Source organism: Egibacteraceae bacterium (genome assembly GCA_040905805.1).
GTDB lineage: Bacteria > Actinomycetota > Nitriliruptoria > Euzebyales > Egibacteraceae > DATLGH01.
Map to the genome: position 1 here is coordinate 1 of JBBDQS010000084.1, position 17,651 is coordinate 17,651.

The 17,651-nt window shown below is 74.7% G+C and carries 17 protein-coding genes; 7 read left to right on the forward strand and 10 right to left on the reverse strand.

Going from position 1 to position 17,651, the window contains the following annotated elements; genetic code table 11:
* On the forward strand, positions 1-1,151 hold a 1,151-nt coding region (locus tag WD250_09140; protein MEX2620373.1), incomplete at its 5' end, for a plasmid pRiA4b ORF-3 family protein.
* Positions 1,152-1,166: 15 nt separating this feature from the next.
* Here the strand turns inward: WD250_09140 and WD250_09145 are convergent.
* Both WD250_09145 and WD250_09150 read right to left on the reverse strand, forming a co-directional pair.
* Positions 1,167-1,601, reverse strand: a complete 435-nt coding sequence (locus tag WD250_09145; GenBank protein MEX2620374.1) for a type II toxin-antitoxin system VapC family toxin — start codon at positions 1,599-1,601, stop codon at positions 1,167-1,169.
* Positions 1,601-1,864, reverse strand: a complete 264-nt coding sequence (locus WD250_09150; protein MEX2620375.1) for a hypothetical protein — start codon at positions 1,862-1,864, stop codon at positions 1,601-1,603. Before WD250_09150 ends, WD250_09145 begins: the two co-directional genes overlap by 1 nt.
* Positions 1,865-2,145: 281 nt before the next feature.
* Here WD250_09150 and WD250_09155 point away from each other — a divergent pair, with 281 nt between their 5' ends.
* The 4 genes from WD250_09155 to WD250_09170 all read left to right on the forward strand — a co-directional run bounded on the left by WD250_09155 (position 2,146) and on the right by WD250_09170 (position 9,185).
* Positions 2,146-3,951, forward strand: a complete 1,806-nt coding sequence (locus WD250_09155; protein MEX2620376.1) for a DEAD/DEAH box helicase — start codon at positions 2,146-2,148, stop codon at positions 3,949-3,951.
* A gap of 2 nt (positions 3,952-3,953) precedes the next feature.
* Positions 3,954-5,018 carry a hypothetical protein gene (locus WD250_09160; protein MEX2620377.1) on the forward strand — a complete coding sequence of 355 codons (1,065 nt, stop codon included), beginning with the start codon at positions 3,954-3,956 and terminating at the stop codon, positions 5,016-5,018.
* 126 nt (positions 5,019-5,144) lie between these two features.
* Complete coding sequence (locus tag WD250_09165; protein ID MEX2620378.1) at positions 5,145-8,315, forward strand: DEAD/DEAH box helicase; 3,171 nt, start codon at positions 5,145-5,147, stop codon at positions 8,313-8,315.
* 3 nt (positions 8,316-8,318) lie between these two features.
* Positions 8,319-9,185 (forward strand): SWIM zinc finger family protein, encoded by an 867-nt coding sequence (locus WD250_09170; GenBank protein MEX2620379.1) that lies wholly within the window; start codon positions 8,319-8,321, stop codon positions 9,183-9,185.
* 777 nt (positions 9,186-9,962) lie between these two features.
* Here WD250_09170 and sppA read toward each other — a convergent pair.
* From sppA to WD250_09200, 6 genes are all read right to left on the reverse strand, one after another.
* Complete coding sequence (gene sppA, locus WD250_09175; GenBank protein ID MEX2620380.1) at positions 9,963-11,624, reverse strand: signal peptide peptidase SppA; 1,662 nt, start codon at positions 11,622-11,624, stop codon at positions 9,963-9,965.
* Between the two features lie 131 nt (positions 11,625-11,755).
* Positions 11,756-12,157, reverse strand: a complete 402-nt coding sequence (locus WD250_09180; GenBank protein MEX2620381.1) for a hypothetical protein — start codon at positions 12,155-12,157, stop codon at positions 11,756-11,758.
* Between the two features lie 75 nt (positions 12,158-12,232).
* Entirely contained in the window at positions 12,233-12,655 is a 423-nt protein-coding gene (locus WD250_09185; protein MEX2620382.1) for a hypothetical protein, read from the reverse strand.
* A 218-nt stretch (positions 12,656-12,873) separates the two neighbouring features.
* Positions 12,874-14,049 (reverse strand): SEC-C metal-binding domain-containing protein, encoded by a 1,176-nt coding sequence (locus WD250_09190; GenBank protein MEX2620383.1) that lies wholly within the window; start codon positions 14,047-14,049, stop codon positions 12,874-12,876.
* Positions 14,050-14,324: 275 nt separating this feature from the next.
* Positions 14,325-14,624: a type II toxin-antitoxin system PemK/MazF family toxin gene (locus WD250_09195; GenBank protein MEX2620384.1), complete on the reverse strand. Its 300-nt coding sequence runs from the start codon at positions 14,622-14,624 to the stop codon at positions 14,325-14,327.
* Positions 14,624-14,860, reverse strand: coding sequence for a ribbon-helix-helix domain-containing protein (locus WD250_09200; protein MEX2620385.1), 237 nt, complete (start codon positions 14,858-14,860; stop codon positions 14,624-14,626). Before WD250_09200 ends, WD250_09195 begins: the two co-directional genes overlap by 1 nt.
* Before the next feature lie 130 nt (positions 14,861-14,990).
* Between WD250_09200 and WD250_09205 the strand changes: the two genes are divergently transcribed.
* The gene (locus tag WD250_09205; protein ID MEX2620386.1) at positions 14,991-16,211 is read left to right on the forward strand and encodes a hypothetical protein; all 1,221 of its coding nucleotides are present in this window, start codon (positions 14,991-14,993) and stop codon (positions 16,209-16,211) included.
* Positions 16,202-16,513 carry a hypothetical protein gene (locus WD250_09210; GenBank protein MEX2620387.1) on the forward strand — a complete coding sequence of 104 codons (312 nt, stop codon included), beginning with the start codon at positions 16,202-16,204 and terminating at the stop codon, positions 16,511-16,513. Before WD250_09205 ends, WD250_09210 begins: the two co-directional genes overlap by 10 nt.
* A 10-nt stretch (positions 16,514-16,523) precedes the next feature.
* Here the strand turns inward: WD250_09210 and WD250_09215 are convergent, their stop codons facing one another.
* Both WD250_09215 and WD250_09220 read right to left on the reverse strand, forming a co-directional pair.
* Positions 16,524-16,868 carry a DUF5615 family PIN-like protein gene (locus WD250_09215; protein ID MEX2620388.1) on the reverse strand — a complete coding sequence of 115 codons (345 nt, stop codon included), beginning with the start codon at positions 16,866-16,868 and terminating at the stop codon, positions 16,524-16,526.
* Positions 16,865-17,284: a hypothetical protein gene (locus WD250_09220; GenBank protein ID MEX2620389.1), complete on the reverse strand. Its 420-nt coding sequence runs from the start codon at positions 17,282-17,284 to the stop codon at positions 16,865-16,867. The genes WD250_09215 and WD250_09220 overlap by 4 nt, the downstream gene beginning before the upstream one ends.
* Positions 17,285-17,651 lie beyond the last annotated feature (367 nt).

The window sequence follows — 17,651 nt, forward strand, 5'->3', positions numbered from 1 at the left end:
GCGTACCCGCCCACGAGGTGCGCCTCGACGAGGTGCTCGTCGACCCCGGCGAGCGGCTGTTCTACACCTACGACTTCGGTGATGACTGGACGCATACGGTCCGTCTGGAAGCGGTCGTGCCGCGCGAGGCCGGCGCGTCGCGGGCACGGTGCACCGGCGGGCGGCGCGACGGACCGCCCGAGGACTGCGGCGGGATGTACGGCTTCGAGCTCGTCGCCGCCGCGTGCGACCCTGCTCACCCCGACCACCACGAGGCGATCACCGAGCACGCCGAGCTCTACGGCGACGAGGTCGATCCCACCGACCGACCCCCGGTGCCCTTCGAGGTCGACGAGGTCAACAGCCGGCTCGACGATCTCGGCTTCGCGGGCCCCTCTGCGGGAGCGGCGCCGACAGGTAGCGCCGAGGTGCCCCCGGGTGCGCTGGGCGACCTGCTCGGCTCGGTGACGACCGCGCCGGTGCGCCGGCGGCTGCGCGCGCTCGTCGCCGCGGCCCGCCTCGACGAGGCGGCGACCGTCGACGCCGACGTCGCCGCGCAGATGGCGCGCCCGTTCGCCGTCCTGCTCACCCGCGTCGGCGACCAGGGCGTGGCGCTCACCAAGGCCGGCTACCTGCCGCCCACGCTCGTCAAGGCCCTGTTCGACGAGCTCGACCTCGCCGAGGAGTGGATCGGTGCGGCCACCCGCGAAGAGCACACCGTCCCGGTGCTCCACCTGCGTGAGACCGCCCAGCTGATAGGGCTGCTGCGCAAGCACCGCGGCCGGCTGGTGCTCACCGCGAAGGGCCGCACGCTGCGCGGCGACCCGGCCGGGCTGTGGTGGTACCTCGCCGAGCGGATGCCGCCGCGCACCCGCGACGAGGCGCAGCGCCTCGCCAGCCTGGTCACCCTCCTCGCGGTGGCCGCCGAGGCCGACGAGGAGCAGCACCACGGCCTCGTCGCCGACGTGCTCGCCGACCTCGGCTGGCGCCACGCCGACCGCACGCCACTGTCCGCCGGCACAGCGGCCCACCTCGCCTGGGACACCACCGCGGTGCTGCGCCGCCTCGGGGGCCTGACCGACCGCCGGGCGCCGGGACGGGCGTCGCCGACCCCCCGCGGCGTGGCCTTCGCCCGCGCCGCGCTACAGACGTGGCCGGCCGGGGCTGGGTGAGCGGCCTGCGCAAGCCTAGGGTGGGATGGACGCGGCCGCCTGGACGGGGTCAACCCGTTGTAGATGGGGGAGCCCGTCGAAGTCCCGGTCGGGGGAGATGATCACGGGTATGCCGCGGTTGACCGCCGTGGCTGCGTGGATCGCGTCGCGGGCCTGAAGCCGGTCGTGCCGCGCGAACAGCTCCAGAGCCGTGCGCAGGTCGGCCACCGTGACGTCGTGCAGGGGGCAGAGGCCGGCGACGCAACGCGCCAACCGCGTCGCGCCGGCGCGGTCGCCGGTGCGCCGCACCCGCTGGTGGAGGAGCTCCTGGACCGCCTCCACGCTCGCCTCGCCCTGCAACGCGTCCTGCCCGAGGGCCTCGACGAGGCGGCGGCACGGTTCACGGTAGGGATGGTCGGTGCCTACGGCGTAGACGAAGACCGCACTGTCGATGAGGGCGCGGCCGCCCATCAGCCGGGCTCGCCCGCCATCTCGTCGAGCATCCCGGCCTTCATGGGAGCCCAGTCCTCGACGGGCATGGGGCTCGCCTCGAGGATCGCCGCGGCCGCATCCTGTCGATCCGCGGTTGCGCCCGCGTACACCCGGTCGATCGCCTCACGGATCAGCGATGCCACCGACGTGCCCCGGCGCGCGGCCTCCTGCGCGAGCATGGCTATCCGGGCCGTTCGCTGCAGCACGCTGGCCGGTCGGCGGAGCTCCGTGGACAGATTCATGATTTTTCATTTCCACGGCTGGTCCACACGGTGAGGCACCGCGGTCCACACCGCCGGCGATGCCGTCCACAGCCTGCCGCGGGAGATCGCCGGCGGCGGGTGCCCGACCCGCTGTTGTCCACAGGTGGGGCAGCGCGCACCGTCCACAGGTGCGCACCGCCAGGGGACGCGCGGCTGTCACAGCCCCTCGATAGGTTGCCCATGGACCACACCGCAGCGTCCGAGCCCGAGCGGTCGCCCCGCCGTGGGACGACCGCCGGCTGCGCCACGTGAGGAACGACATGAGCCAGGCAACGACCACGGAGAGCCGCACACGGCGCAGCGACACGGGAAGACGGGGCGGTGCGGTCGTCGAGCACGCCACGGCCAGCGCCCTTCCCGCCAGCGACGAACCGGTGTCCGCGCCGTCCGCCGCTCGGGCTGACCTCGGGGCCTACGCGCACCTGCTGGACGCCGTCAGCGGCGGGCAGCGGGTGGACGCGGAGACGTCACGGTTGGTCGATGACGCGGTGGCGGTGTGGGCCCGGCCGGGTTTCGAGGTCTTCGTGTCGCTGCCGCGGCTGCGCTTCGAGCCGTTCGACTACCAGCTGAGGGCCGCGGGGCGGGTCCTGCGGCAGATGCGCGGCCGGGCGATCCTGGCCGACGAGGTGGGGCTGGGCAAGACCATCGAGGCCTGCCTGGTGGCCTCCGAGCTGCGCCTGCGCGGTCTCGCTTCGCGCACCCTGGTCGTGGCGCCCGCCGGGCTGGTCGGCCAGTGGCAGGAGGAGCTCGAGCGCAAGTTCGCCCTGCCCTCCGAGGTGGCCACCGGCAAATGGCGGCCCGGGGACGAGGGGGAGCCGCCCGTCGTCGTGGCGTCCCTGGCGTCGGCCCGCCGCCAGCCGCTGCGCGACACGCTGGTCGCGCAGCCGTGGGATCTGGTGATCGTCGACGAGGCGCACCGGGTGCGCCGGTCCCGCAGCGCGTCGGGACGACTGGCGCGCACGCTGAACAGCCGCTACCTGCTGCTGCTGTCGGCCACACCCGTGGAGAACCGGCTGGCCGACCTGTACGAGCTGTGCACGCTGGTGCGTCCGGGCCACCTCGGCACCCCGCGGGAGTTCCGCGCCCGCCACGGCGCCGGCCTGGCGGCGCGCAACCTGCCGGCGCTGCGCGCGCGCGTGCGCGAGGTGATGGTGCGTCACCGCCGCAGCGAGGTGGCGCTGCTGCTGCCACCGCGGCTGGCCGCGACACGCCGGGTCAGTCCCGCAGGCGACGAGGCGCGGCTGTACGCCGCCGTGTCCGAGCGGGTGCGCCAGCACGGCCGGGGCGCCCCACCGCAGCGCGCGCTGCAGCTGCGTGCGGTGCAGCGGCTGGCCGGGTCCAGCCCCCGGGCACTGGCCGCGACGCTGGAGCGCATCGGCTGGGACGACCTCGCGGCGGACGCGCGAGGGGTGGCGATGACCGCGAAGGCCGCGGCGCTGCTCGACGTGCTCCGCGGCTGTCGCCAGCGCGGGGAGAAGGCGCTGGTCTTCAGTGGCTACCGGGAGACGGTGGCCTTCCTGGCGTCCCTGCTCGCCGACGCGGGGCTGCCCGCCGTCGTCTACCACGGCGGGTTGACCCGTCGCGACAAGGACGCGGTCGTCGCCGCCTTCCGCGACGAGGCGGCGGTGCTGCTGTCGACGGAGGCGGCGGGGGAGGGCCGCAACCTGCAGTTCTGCCACGTGATGGTCAACTTCGACCTGCCGTGGAACCCGCTGGCGCTCGAGCAGCGCCTCGGACGGTTGCACCGCATCGGGCAGACCGAGGAGGTCCGGTTGACCAACCTGGCCACGGCCGGCACGATCGAGGACCGCATCCTGCGGGTGCTCGAGGCCAAGGTGCACCTGTTCGAGCTGGTGGTGGGTGAGCTCGACATGATCCTCGGCAGGGTCGAGGACGACTTCGACTTCGAGCAGGCGGTGTTCGCCGCCCACGTGGCGAGCACCGACGACGCCGACTTCGACGCGCGGCTCGACGCCCTCGGCGAGGAGCTCGCACGCGCGCGCCGTGACCATCTGACGACCCGGGAAGAGGTGGACGTGCTGACCGGCGGGGAAGGCGGGCAGTAGCCATGGCCATGGAGCCGGCGCTGGACTTCTGGCTGCGCTACGTGGAGCGTTCCGGGGGGCTGGTCGAACCCGGATGCGACACCGCCCTGGCGGTCCTGTCCCCGGCGCTTGCCCAGACGCTGGGCTGTCCGGAGGAAACGGTGGTCACCGCCTGTCCTGACGCTGCCCGCGACGACGGCGCGGAGCTGCTGATCCCCGGCCACCCCGCCCTGGACCGGGCGGCCACGGCCACGCTTGACCGGGGCGACGCCGGCAACGCCTGGCTGCGCTGGCCCTCGTCCCCGGGGCCGCCGCACCGCGCCCTGCAGCAACGCGCGCGGGAACGCTTTCCCGTCGCCCACGGGCGACTCGACCTCGGCGGGCCGCTGGCCACGTGCTACGCGCCGCTGGTGCGGCTCGGCGCCCTGGCCACCTACACGCTGTCCCTGGAGGAACGCTTCCAGGAGCGCGTCGAGGTGTGGGTGGACGGCAGCGCCGGCCAGCCGCTGGAAGACCGAGCCAGCGCGGCACTGCGGGTCAGCCCGCTGTCGCCGGCGCCCGACACGAGCCATCCGCGCCACGAGGCCGACCTGGCCGCCGCGGTCGCCCGCACCCACGACGCCGCCGAGGCGCAGGCCCGCGCACGCCGGGACCGGCTTGCGGCCATGGCCGAGGAGGAGCGCCAGGCCGAGCGCGCCCGCGCCGAGGACTACTTCGCCGCCGCGCTCCAGGTGTTGGCGCGCCGGCAGGAGACCGCCGACGCCGAGCGCCGCGAGCTGCTCGAAGCCCAGGCCGACGCCACCCGTGCCGAGCGAACACGCCGGCTGCGGGAGATCGACGAGGCGTTCCGCCCGCGCCACGAGCTGCGCCCCTACCGGCTGCATCTGGTGTGGGCTCCGGCGCTGCGCGTGCCCGCGGAGATACGACGCGGCGCGGCGACGCACCGCCTCACCCTGACCTGGCTGCTCGCTCCCGTCGCGGCGTTCGTCCCACCAGCCTGCCCGGCTTGCGGCGCTGGCAGTCCGCTCGTCGCCGGCCGCGCCGAGCTCGGCTGCCGCTCGTGCCAGCCGGGCGGTGGCCCCCGGTGAGGCGCCCGCGTCGCCCGGTCTGCACGTGAGAGCCCTCGACGATCACCCCTGTGGCCCCCCGTCGCACATCCTGGGCCACGGGGACGCGAGGCACTACGGTGGGGCCGACATGGGGAGCGACACGCGGTGACGGTGGTGCACGGCTTGTGGGGGCACGACGACCGCCTGCGGCTGTGGGGCGAGCAACCCCTGCACGGCGCGGCCCTCCCGCGTCCCCGCGGGCGCCGGCCCGCCGCCGGACGGGCGTCCCGCCACCCCTACGCCACCCCGTCCGACCTCCTGCGCGAGGTGATCGGGGGGTTCGCCGGGCCCGGCGTCGTTGCGCGGCTCGACGCCGGGCTGCTCGACGTGCACGTGCCGAGCGCGGGCGCGTCGCCGCTGCCCTCGCCCGGCCTGCCGGGCGCCTCCGCGATCGCCGCCGAGCCCACGGACGTGCGGGCCTGGCGGGTCCCGGCCCTGGCCGCGGCGCCGCCGATGGCGCTGGACGTGCTGCGGGCGCTGCCCGGCGCCGAGGATCCCCGCGTCGGCGCGAGCCTGGCGTGGCTGAGCGCTGCGGCGCGCTTCGCCGCAGAGCTGACGGCCCGCGGGCGGGTGCTGCCCGGCGTGACCCGCGCTGGCGTCGATGAAGCCGGCCGGCACCAGGCACGGTGGCTGCCGGTGCTGTCGGCGGAGGATCGCGAACACGTCGCGAGCCTCGCCGCTGCGATGCCGCCGGCGGTCCGCGCCGAGCACCTCGCGCCGGGCGAGCAGCGCGACCCGTCGCCCGCCCACCGTCCCGCCCCCGTCGACGCGGGGGTCCTCGCCCGTCGCCTGCTCCAGTGTCTGGTCGACGCCGCCGCCCGCAGCGCCGTGCACGCCGCCGGTGGGGTCGCCCTGCCCCGGTCGCGACGCGCGGTCAGCTCGCCGGCCGCCGAGGCGTGGCTGGCCGCGCTGACCGCCGACGACGCCACGGTCCACGCCGACCCGACCGACGTGGCCCTGCTCGCCAAGCAGCTCGACGCGTGGCGGGCGTCGGGTGCGGTCGACACCGGTCCGCTGCGCACCTGCTTCCGCCTGTGCCCACCGGCCGACCAGGACGCGGCAGCCGACGCTGCCGACGGTGCCGGCGGCGGGACCTGGCAGCTCAAGTTCTGCCTGCAGGCCACCGACGACCCGTCCCTGATCGTCCCGGCAGCGGAGGTGTGGCAGGCCGACGCGACGCTGCGGTTCCTCGAGCGCAGCTTCGAGCAGCCCCAGGAACGCCTGCTCGCCGACCTCGGCCGGGCCAGCCGCCTGTACCCCGAGCTCGAACGCGCCCTGCAGGTCGCCCGCCCTGAGGGCCTGGCCCTGGACGCCGACGAGGCGCTGTGGTTCCTCGCCGACGGCACCCCGCTGCTCGAGCAAGCCGGCTTCGGCGTCCTGGTGCCCGCCGAGCTGCGCCGCCCCGCCCGGCTCGGCGTGCGGCTGCGCACGAGCTCGCCGAAGGACGGCGGCCAGCAGGCCTCGGGGCTGCTGGGCCTCGAGCGGCTCGCGGAGTACCGCTGGGACGTCGCCGTCGGCGACGAGACCCTGTCCGAAGCCGAGTTGCGCGAGCTCGCCCGGCTCAAGGCCCCGCTCGTGCGGGTCCGCGGGCAGTGGGTGACCCTGCGCCACGACGACCTCGCCCGTGCGGTCGGGCTGATGGAGCGCCAGCGCACGCAGGGCCCGGTGACCGCCGACGTCGGGGAGGTCGTGCGCCTCGGCCTGGGCGTTGACGACGCCGGTGTCGGGCTGCCCGTCGTGGGCGCCGGCGGCGACGGCACCCTCGGCGCGCTGCTGGCCGGCCGGGCCGCCGAGCGCCTGGAGCCGATGACCGCCCCCGCCGGGTTCGCCGGCACGCTGCGCGCCTACCAGGAGCGGGGCCTGGCGTGGCTGGCGTTCCTCGGCCGGCTCGGCCTCGGAGCCTGCCTCGCCGACGACATGGGGCTCGGCAAGACCCCCCAGCTGCTGGCGCTGCTGGCCGCCGAGCGCGACGGGCTCACCGCCCGGTCCCGGCGCTGGCCGGCGCCGACGCTGCTGGTGTGCCCGACCTCGGTGGTCGGCAACTGGGAGCGCGAGGCAGTGAAGTTCACCCCGGACCTGCGCGTGCTTGTCCACCACGGCACCGACCGGCTGCGCGGCGCGGCGTTCGCCGACGCGGTGGGCCGCAGCGACGTCGTGCTGACCACCTATGCCCTCGCCAACCGGGACCGCGCGCTGCTCGCCGACGTGGACTGGGGTCGGGTCGCGCTCGACGAGGCGCAGAACATCAAGAACAGCGCCGCCAAGCAGACCCGGGCGATCCGTGGGCTGCCGGCGCGCCAGCGGGTCGCGCTCACCGGCACGCCGGTGGAGAACCGTCTGGCCGAGCTGTGGTCGATCATGGAGTTCTGCAACCCCGGCTTCCTGGGTCCGGCGACGGCGTTCCGGGAGCGGTTCGCGCTGCCGATCGAGCGCGACGGCGACGAGGACGCAGCCGAGCGGCTCAAGGCCATCACCGGCCCGTTCGTGCTCCGGCGCGTCAAGACCGACAAGGCGATCGTGCCCGACCTGCCCGACAAGCTGGAGACCAAGGAGTACTGCACCCTGACCCGCGAGCAGGCGTCGCTGTACCAGGCGACCGTCGACGACATGCTCGCCCGCATCGACGAGGAGGACGGCATGGCCCGCAAGGGCCTGGTCCTGCAGACGATGCTGCGGCTCAAGCAGGTGTGCAACCACCCCGCGCAGCTGCTCGGCGACGACTCGACGCTGCCCGGGCGCTCGGGCAAGCTCACGCGCCTCGACGAGCTCGTCGACGAGGTGCTCGACGCCGGTGAGAAGGCCCTCGTGTTCACCCAGTTCGCCCAGATGGGCGCGCGGCTGGCCGAGCACCTGCGCAGCCGGCTCGGCCGCGACGTCGCCTACCTGCACGGCGGCACCCCCAAGAAGGTCCGCGACACCATGGTCGCCCGCTTCGAGTCCGCGGCCGGCCCGCCGCTGTTCGTCCTGTCGCTGAAGGCCGGCGGCGTCGGGCTGAACCTCACCGCCGCCAACCACGTGATCCACTACGACCGCTGGTGGAACCCGGCGGTGGAGAACCAGGCCACCGACCGGGCGTTCCGCATCGGTCAGCGCCGCACCGTGCTCGTGCGCAAGCTGGTGTGCACCGGCACCCTGGAGGAGCGCATCGACGAGATGATCGAGGCGAAGCAGGCGCTGGCCGAGCGGGTCGTGGGCACCGGCGAAGCGTGGCTGACCGAGCTGTCCACCGCCGAGCTGCGCCAGGTCGTGGCGCTGTCGGCCCAGGCGGTGGGCTGAGCCGTGGCCCGTCACCGCAAGCCGCAGTCAGGCGCCTTCCCGCCCCCGTCGCGGCCCCGGCCGGTCGAGGGCGGCCTGGCCGCACGCAGCAAGCGTGGCGCGATCGGCCGGTCGTGGTGGTCGCAGCGCTTCGTCGCCGTGCTGGAGTCCTTCGGGATGGGCCCGCGGCTGGCCCGCGGGCGCACCTACGCGCGCAAGGGGCAGGTCACGTCGCTGGAGGTCGCTGCCGGCCAGGTCACCGCCCTCGTGCAGGGGTCGCGGGCGCGGCCCTACCGGGTGCTGGTCGGGGTGGCGGAGCTGTCGGCCGCGGACTGGGACCGCGCTGAGGGCGAGCTCGCCGGCCGGGCGATCTTCCTCGCCACGTTGCTCGCCGGCGAGATGCCCACCGCGGTCGAGGACGCGTTCGCCGCCTGCGACCTCACGCTGTTCCCCGCGACCTCCGACGACCTCGACACCGCCTGCTCGTGTCCGGACTGGGCCAACCCGTGCAAGCACGTCGCCGCGGTGTACTACCTGCTCGCCGAGGCGTTCGACGACGACCCGTTCCTGATCTTCGCCTGGCGTGGGCGCGGCAAGGACGAGCTGCTCGCCGGCCTGCGCGCCCGCCGTGGCGGCGGAGCGCCGCCCCCCGCGGCGACCGCTGACGACGACGCCTGGCCGACCGTGGCCGGCCCGCCGCTGGCCGACTGGGCCGACGGGTTCTGGCAGGCGCCGGCGCCGCTGCCCGACCTGCGCGGCCGGCCTCGGCCCGGCTCGGTCGCCGACGCGTTGCTGCGCCAGCTCGACCCACCGGAGGTTACCGTGCGCGGTGTCCCCCTCGACGACGTGCTCGTCCCCGCCTACCGGGCGCTGCCCACCGAGGAGGTCTGAGAACTCCCAGCGGCGGGTCCGTGGGCAGCCCACGGTGGGCGTCGGCGGCGACGACCAGCGTGATTCGCGCGAGGACGTCGATGATCGCGTTGCGCGCCCTCGCGTTTCCGCGGACATGGCGACCTGATCCACGCCTTTGGCGCCGCCCGAGACGAGCACGTCGCTCCGCTCAGCGGCGAGCCGAGTGACCTGCCGGGCCACATCCGCGCCGGCGTCGTCCACGTGGCGCGAGCCGACCACCCCGACACCGGGTGCGTCCAGCAGTCGCGTGGGACCGGCCCGTCGTCGGTCGGTTGGGCGTGACCATCAGCGCGCTGGTCAACGACCTGCTCGACGACGCACTCCGCCACCGGGCCGGCCGGCGCTTCGCCTCGCATGCGGCTGCGGAGGTCGACGCCGACGACCGACGCCGACTCGACCCTGGTGGTGCCGGTCACCGTGATGGTCGAGGTCGACTACCTGCTGCGAGCTCGCCGCTGACCGCGTCGTCGCGTGCAGCGGCAGGGAACCTCGGCGTCGGGCGGCGGGATCGACGGCCGCGCAATCCGCTCGCGGAGCAGCGCCAGGGTCTCCCCGAGCTCGTCGACCACCGCCGGTGCGTCGAACAGCCCGCGCCAGGCCGCGTCGAGGCCCCCGGCCCCGTCGAGTGGCCGGTGCTGACCGCGCCCGCACCGCGTACCGCGGGGGCTGCGCAATGCTTCCCGGCCCGGCCCGGCCCGGCCCGGCCCGGCCCGGCCCGGCCCGGCCCGGCCGTCCGCGACGTGCGCAGCCCCGCGGTCAGCCCAGGCGCGTGGCCCACTCGGGCATCCGGGCCGCACCGTCCTCGCGCAGCCCGGCAAGCCGCAGCCCCGCGCCGGCCGCGGCGGCCAGCGCGCGCGCCTCCTCGGGTGGGGGCTGGCGCAGGCCGAGACGTTCGGGCAGCGACTGGCGTGGCAGCACCCGTAGGCGCAGCCGTGCGGCCGGGTCGAGGCCGAGCAGGTCACGCACCGCCGCCAGCGCCTGCGGGTAGCCGCCGAGGTCGTCGACCAGGCCGCGCTCGGCGGCGTCAGCTCCGGTCCACACCCGACCGCGGGCGAGCTCGTGGACCCGCTCGCGGGTCAGGTCGCGGCCCTGCGCGACACGGTCGACGAAGTCGTCGTAGACCCGGTCGAGGAACCCCTGCATCCGCTCCCACTGGGCCTCGGTGAAGCGCTGGTTGCTGGAGAACATGAGCGCGTTGGCGCCGCGGTGCGCCTCGTCGGCGGTCACCCCGAGCCGTTGGCGCAGCCCGCTGGTGACGAGCTTGCCGGCCACCACGCCGATGGACCCGGTGATCGTGCCGGGGGCGGCCACGATGCGGTCGGCGCCCAGCGACACCCAGTAGCCACCGGAGCCGGCGACCGAGCCCATCGACACCACCACGGGCTTGCCGGCCTGCCGGGCACGCACGACCGCCCGCCAGATCGCGTCGGACGCCACCGCCGACCCGCCGGGGCTGTCCACGCGGAACAGCACCGCACGCACCCGCCGGTCGCGGATGGCCTGCTGGAACCCGAGCACGACGGTGTCCGCGCCCATCGTCGCGCCCAGCGGCCAACGCCGGCTGCGCCCGACCTGGATGCCCCCGTGGCCGTGCACGAGCGCGACCGTCGTGGCCCGCCGGGGGCGCAGGGTCCGCCGCCGGCGGCGGGTGGAGCCATAGGCCTGACTGGTCACCAGCCGGGCGCCGGGGCCGGCTGCCGCCTTGGTGTCGGTGACGGTCTGGTCGCGGTAGGCCAGCCGGTCGACCAGACCCGCGGTCCGCGCGTCGGCGGCGGCCAGCGGCCCCCGGTCGATCAGCGCCGCGGCCTGCTGCCCGTCGACGCCACGGCCGGCGACGATCGCGGCGACCAGCTGCTCGTGGTGGGAGGCCACGATGCGGTCCACCGCCTCGCGGTGGGCGTCGGTGAAGCCGCGCTCGGTGAGCAGGTTGGCGGCGTTCTTGTACTCGTGGCGGCGGTCGACCTGCGGCTCGACGTCGAGCTTGTCGAGCAGCTCGGCGACGAACGGCACCTCGGCGGCCAGGCCGACGAGCCCGACATCGCCGGTGGGCTGCAGGTGGATCTCGTCGAACGCCGCCGCGACGTAGTAGGCCAGCGTGGCGTCGCCGGCCTCACCGAACGACTGCGCGTGCGCGACCGCGCGCTTGCCACTGCGCCGGAACGCGGCCACGGCGCCGCGCAGCTCCTCGGCGTGCGCCCAGGTCTCGGCGGGCCGGTCCACACGCGCGACCAGGGCGCGCACCCGGTCGTCGTCGGCGGCCTCGGCCAGCGTGTCGACCAGGTCGCGCAGGGACGGGTGGCGCGCGGCCATTAGCCGGGCCAGGGGGCTTGCCGCCGGCTCGTCGCTGACCGGACGCGACAGGTCGGCGGCCAGCACGAGCGGGGGCCGCAGCGGACGGCTCCACCCCGGCAGTCGCATGCGCACGCCGCTCCCATCAGTCGGCTCGAGGTTCGAGGGCGGACCACTCTACCCACCTGGCCCGACCGGCCCGCACCGGGAGCCGCCCGGCCCCCCGGCAGCTGGCCTGGAGCACGATCCGACTGCGGGCGCTAGCGCTCGGCGAGCCGCTCACGCTTGCGCTCTGACAGTTTCGGCGACACCCAGTGGGTGCGGTAGGCCTGCTCGATGGCAGGCTTGCCGCTCTTGCTGAACTGCAGCTTGCGACGGTCGCGGGTGCGCGCCACGTAGGCGGTCTCGCTGGGGGTCAGGCCACGGTCGCGGGCCCAGCGCCGGAACACCTTCATCGCCCGGGAGATCTTGGCGAGGTTGGCCTGCACGACCCGTTCGAGGTAGGGCACGCGGCCGACGCGCCAGTCCTTGACGTGGGTGGGGCGCAGCCAGCCGATGCCGACCAGCACGTCGATGGCGCTCACGTACTGCTGCCTGGCCAGGGCGTCCTCGGCCGCGGCGATCACCCGCTGCTCGAGGCGCTGTTGCGCGTCGGTGCCCATGGCCTGGGTCTATCACGAGCGGGCCCGCGGCACCTGATCCTCGCCCGGTCACGAGGGTGCAGAAGGGCAACGCTGTCATCCGACGCCGCTGCCGGTCAGGACCGACCGCCACGCCTTGCCGGCTGCTCGGCCCTTGCCGATGTCGCGCAGGGAGCCGACAGCCCTGTGCAGCTGTCCGCCGGGCAGGCTGCCGAGCACGCGGTCGCGCGCCGCGTTCAGGGTGGTGTCCGTGGCGTCCGGGGCGTTGTTCGGGCGGACGAACGACAGTCGGATCCGTTCGTCGCCCACGCGCAGCTTGCAGCCACCGCCGAAGTAGTACCAGGGGAACACGACCTCGCTGATCTCCTCCATCGGCGAGTCGAGCAGCACCTCCTCGGCCGACGCGAACGTCAGGCGCTGCCCGTCGGTCGCGAGGATGCCGGGCACGTTGCGCGTCATGCCAACCAGCACCCATGCCGCGGTGGCCAACGACCCTGTGGGCAGAGGTTCGTCTGGCATCGCAGTGCTCCTTGCTCGTTCGTACGGACCTCGAGGCAGCCGGGCCAAGCTGGCTGCCTGCGGTTCGAGGGCAGCCGGACTTCTTTCGCACGCTCATAGTGGTCTTCGCCGTGCCCGACAGAATGCCGCATCTGGATTCCCGACGCGTCCAGGCGAGACCTGTCGCTTGATGCCCGCTGCGATCGTCGGCGGTGTCCGCCTCGAGCTGGGGGACGTGGTCAGGCGCGGTCACCACAGCAGCGCTTGTGCTTGCGGCCGCTGCCGCAGGGACACGGGTCGTTGCGCCCGACCTTGACCCGCCGCACGTGCGGTGGTGTCGCGGCGGGTTCGGGGACCTGTGGGGCCAGCTCAGTGTCCGTGGCGGTGGCCGCTGGGGTCGGCGTGGCAGAGATCCAGCCGTGGCGGCGGCTCCACTCCGCCAGCTCCGCGCGGGCGGCGCGCGCGTCACTCACTCGGCCGGGCTGGTCGTGCAGGAGCTCGGTCAGCCCGGCGTGCGCCAGACGGGGCAGCAGGTCGGCGAGCCAGTCGCGCAGTTGCCGGTCCCGGTCCCAGTCGCCGCTGAGCCAGTCATCCAAGCCGCCGTTGTCCCCGGCGTGGTCGGCTGCGAGCGCGACGACGAGGTCAGCGTCGGCGCCCACCTCCTCGACGAACGCCGCGTAGGCGGGACCGCCGGGCGTGGGCCATCCGGGGTCCACGCGGTCGAGGGTGGCGCGCAAACGCCGGCGCAGGTCCCACGTCGGCGCCGGTCGATCGATCGCCAGGCAGGCCTGGACGACGGCGGCCCAACCGTCGGCGTTGCTCGCGGCGGCACGCGCAAGCCGCTCCTGGGTGACTGCCGCCGCCTCGCTGTCGTGCGCCGGGCACATCGTCGCCTGTGCCTCGCCGAGGTCGGCGGGGAAGCCGAAGGTCTGTCCGGCGCACGCGGGGCAGCCGGCCTGGCGAGCCTGTGCGCTCAGCTGCACGGGGCAGCGGTCCAGGTCCACCGGGCCGAACGCGTCCTGGGCGGCGTCGGTGATCGCGCCGAGACCAATCGGCTCCCAAACCGGGGAGACGAGCGCGACCGCCGGCGGCGGAAAGCGCGGGAGCTCCGGGGCGTCGGGCACCTCGGCCACCGGGTCGCTCAACAGGCCCGCCACCTCACCGTTGGCGACCGCTGGCGGGTAGACGCCGGCGGCGAGCAGGACCTCGTGGCGCGCGCCGACCCGCACCGCGGACTCGCCCAGCGCCGCCAGCACATCCACGACCCGGCCCTGGTCCATGGCGGCCAGGTCCAGGGCGTTGGCCAGCGGCACGTACACCACGATCTCGTAGTCGTCACCGTCGCCGTTGGCGATCGCCCACGCAGGGTCGAACCGCTCGAGAGGGTGCAGCGGGTCCCAGGTCAGCACGAACACCCGCAGCCGCGTGAGCCGCGCGCGCCTCGGCGTCGACCAGGCCCGGCCAGGTCAGCCGCAGCTCGACCAGCGCCTTGTCGCGGGGCGGCGGCGCAGCCATGACCTGCCGCGGGTCCTCGGGCAGGCCGTCGAGCACGTCGACCATGGCCGCACGATAGCGCCCGAGCAGCCTCCCACAACCCCCGGCCGGTCTGTGCCGACCGGGCAGGCGTCGCGTTGGTGTGCCCGACGCTGCGGGCGTTCTGCACCTGGCTGGGCCGCCGAACTGCTCGCCGTCAGGCCAGATCGAACGCGGTGTGGATCGCGTCTGCGAGCTTGGCCTCCTGCTCAGGGAACAGCCAGCCGATCTGCTGGCCGAGCGCCGAGCGCGGCACGGTCACGACGTTGTCGCAGCTGACCACACCCTCACGTTCGAGCCCGTTGTCCCGTCCCACCGCCACCTCCGTCGACAGGCCTCGGACGGTGCTGGTGATGGGGGCCACGGTCACGCGCGTGAGGTGTGGACGGACCGCCTCACGGGTGAGCACGAGGACGGGTCGGGCCTTGTCGAGCTGTGCGGTGTGGATCGGCCGCATCAGTCGAGGTCGTCCAGAGCCGTGCGGCGGGTGAACTCGGCGAGACCGTCGAGATCGTCATCGGCCTCGGCTCGGACCAGGATGGCGGCGTCACGCGCCGCTCGCTCCCGCCGGCGCGCACGTGCGAGGGCTTGCGCAACGACGACCGCCCGGCTACTGGCCTGTCCGTCGGTGACGAGCCGATCGATGAAGTCGACGAGGTCGTCGGGAAGGCGGACCGTGATCTGGGTCGTCATACCAGAAACGATACCACCTCGGGATCGGCCGCACGATGCCGCCAGCAACGCCTCCCACAACACGTGGCCGGAGGACCCGGAGGGGTCCGAGGCGGTCCGCCAAACCCTGCTCGATCGCTTCGGCGAGTGGATGGAGGCCGGGCAGCGGCCCGGTGTCGCGTGGGCCGTGGCCGAGGCGCTGCGCTTCAAGGCCGACTCCCTGGACGGGCGGGTGGGCAGCTGGCGCGCGGGCGACCTCGACGAGATCCTCACCGAGTGGTTTCCCCGCAAGGTCTGCGCCGACGAGGCGGACGTGGCGTTGGTGTGCCCGACGCTGCGGGCGTTCTTCACCTGGCTGGACCAGGCCGGGCTGCTCGCCGGCGACGGCGACACGTTGCCGGCGCTGCTCGCCACCCTCGACCGGATCGAGCCGGGGCTGGCGGCGGCGATGGCCGACGAGTCACGGTTCGCCATGGGCAAGTCGATGATCGCGGCCATGCTCGCCGACGGCGTCGACCTGGAGGACGACGGCGCGGTGCAGCAGTGGATCGCGGGGTTCAACGAGGTCGCCGCAGCGCAGCCCCGGCCGCGCCCGACGCTGCCGCCCCTGGCCGTGCCCGACGAGGAGGCGCTGGTCCGCCTCGCCGGCGCGGCGCCGGCGACGGTGCGGCTGGCGACCCTGGTCGCCTGGGTCGGCGACGGTCGTCGGCTGACCGCGGCGGGCAACCTGCGGCTGCACGACGCCAGGCAGCTCGCCGGCCTGCTCGCCCTTGACGTCCCCGCCGAGGTGCTCGCCGGCCTGCGCAGCGCCGCAGACCTGATCCCGGTGGAGCTGGCCTTCCGCTGGGCGCTCGCGGCGGGTTTCCTGGAGATCGACGGCCCCACGGTCGTGCCCGGCGACGCGGCGGACCTGCTGACCACCGCGCCGCTCGACGCCTGGCACCAAGCGACCATCGCCCTGCTGGCCATGGGGGTGACCAGCGCCGGGATGACCGGCTGGGTGCCGTTCTGGGCCGAGCCGCTCGACGAGATCGCCGGCGTGCTGCTCGCGGGTCTGCACACCCACGGGCCGGCGTCACCCGGCGACCTCGCCGACGAGGCCCGCGCCGAGATCGAGGAATCCTTCGACCTGTCCGACGTGACCGCGTTGCAGCACACCACGATGGTCAGGGCACTGCCCGGCTCTGTGCGCCTGCTCGTGGACCGCCTGGCGCAGGCCGGTGCGGTCCAGGTCACCGGCGACCAGGTCGAGCTGGCGCCGCTGGGCAGGTGGTTCGTGCGGGACCTGCTGCGGCGGGGAGGCTTCGAGGTACGGCCGTGCGCCGCCTGCACGAGCATCCCGCCTGCCGGGCGTACGCGGCCATGTGGCTGACCGAGCGCGGGTTCGAGGAGTCCCGGCCGCTGGACGCCGACGACATGGTGGCGGTCTTGATGGACAACCTCGGCCTGCTGCTGGCCGGCCGCGGCCCGCAGGCCATGACTGAGGCGTTCGCTGCCGCAATCCCCGCCGACCGTCAACACGCGATCGTGGCCGAGCTGTGGCGGCACGAGCACCCGGACGTTTCGCTGGTCCTCGACGCGCTGGCGGCGCACGCGCCCAAGCCGGTGGCCAAGGCCGCCGCCAAGGCACGGTTCAAGCACCGCACCGCGGCGCCATGCCGCCAGCCCACATGACCGCCGGGGATCAGAGCCAGTAGGCGGTGGGGAACGGGTCGCGATGGTCGCGGGCCCACGCATCGAGACGCTCGGCCAGCGCCCGGGCGAGACGCGCGGGATCGCGTGGTAGCCCCGACTTCAGCGCGAGAACGACTGCTGCGACGCCCGCTTCGCCCTGACGGACCTGCAGCAACCGGGCGAAGTCGACCACGTTCTCCGTGACGAGCACGCGCCCCTCGGCCACCGCGACGTCCAGCAGCTGCGCGTCGGTCAGCCCGCGCAGGTCGTGCACAGCCGCGCGCGCTCCGTGCCCCCGGTCTTCGAGCTCTGCCGCGACCGCGGCCGGGAACATCTCGTCGATCAACCATTTCACGCCAGGAGGCGCTCACGGCGCGCGGCGCGCGCCCGCAGCAGCTCGGCTGCCTCCTCGTTGGCAGCGATACGTGCGTCGACCTCGTCGGGGAACGCGCTGTAGAACTCGATCGCCAGCCGCACCCAGCGCTCGTCCAGCGACAGCATCCTGGCCGTGTTGGCGACCTTGCGCTCGCCTGAGCCAGACACGTGCGTGACCGTGCCGATCACCTCCCACACGTCGGGGCCGACCGCCAGCGCTGCACGCCGACCGGTGGGGCCCTCTCGGTACACGATCCCGGGGAACGCGCGGGTCTTGAGGCCCTCGTCAAGCAGCGCCACGACCAGCTCGGTCTGGGACAGCGCCTCGTCCGCGGCTCTGCGCGCGAGCCGACCCGTGAGCTCCTCGGGAAGGCGAAAGGACTTGGCTGCCGGCATCGCAACCTCTCTGGTTCGTGCCAGTGTAGTGCACGTGCACTCCGACGCGATACTGTTCAAAACACCACGACTGGGCGGGGTCGATCCCGCGCCGTGATGGCGCTAGCGCGAGAGCAGGCTCGCTCGCCCGCCGGGCTTCGACAGGCTGCCCCTTGCCAACCGGGCCCCGCCCGGTGAGAATCCCTGACGGTCGGGCGCGACGCTCGACTCGCCGATGCACGTCTCAGCTCTCCCCAGCGCCGGCGGCGTCCGGGCGCGGCGGCCCGGAACCGTCTGGCGCGTCACCTGTACCGGACGCGGCAGCCGGTACGGCTCAGTTCCTCCATGGCGGTCGCTGCGCGACCGCCACACCCAGCACAGCGGAGAA